This is a genomic window from Psychrobacter sp. 1Y4, from assembly GCF_051847555.1.
The window spans coordinates 1-713 of record NZ_JBPYDE010000540.1 but is presented as its reverse complement, the minus strand read 5'-3'; the positions used below and the strand labels follow the sequence as shown (position 1 = coordinate 713).

The 713-nt window shown below is 44.6% G+C and carries 1 protein-coding gene; it reads left to right on the top strand.

The genetic code is table 11. The features are described 5' to 3' along the window. Positions 1-622: universal stress protein (locus tag ACS8FC_RS17435; protein WP_439297712.1), on the top strand; the 622-nt coding region annotated here is incomplete at its 5' end. Between the last annotated feature and the right edge of the window lie 91 nt (positions 623-713).

Sequence of the window (713 nt, the reverse complement as noted above, 5' to 3'; positions counted from 1 at the left end):
TAGCAACGCCTTAGTACAAGATGCAAAAAGCCATATCAAAGACAGCTTTGCGGATGTGAATGTGCGCATTTATCAACGTCATGGCAAACTGCTTCCTAGCATCGAGCATTTCAAAGAAGAAAATCGCGCGATCGTCATGGGACGCCGCGGCGAAGACCACAAAAACAGCCGCATCAATATCGGCAGCCAAATTGAAACGGTAGCTCGTGCATCGGATATCCCTATATTGATTTGCTCAGAGACTTTTAAAGAGCCTAGCTCATATATGATTGCTTTTGATGGTAGCAAGACCTCTATAAAAGCGGCGTGGATGGTGTCAAAAAGCCCTTTGTTAAAAGGTTTGAAGGGTCATATCGTGATGGTCGGTAATCACAATGATGCTGCCAAGCAAAGCATGAGTGCCGCCGCTGCTAAATTAGAAGATGCAGGCTTTGCCGTCGAGGCGCATCATTTATCTGCTTCTGATGCCGTTGATGGACTGTTAACGTTTCAAGTCGACAACGATATTGACATCATGGTGGTCGGTGCTTATGGACACTCTAAATGGCAGCAATTGTTCCTCGGTAGTACGACGACAGAAATCATTGCGAGCACATTGTCTCCCGTGATTCTGGTACGCTAATGGATGTATTAATAAGTTGTCCTTGATCGCTTGTTTTTCTATAAAGTGACATTAAATTAAGGTCGTGCATTTTTCGCCACGTTAGCGAACA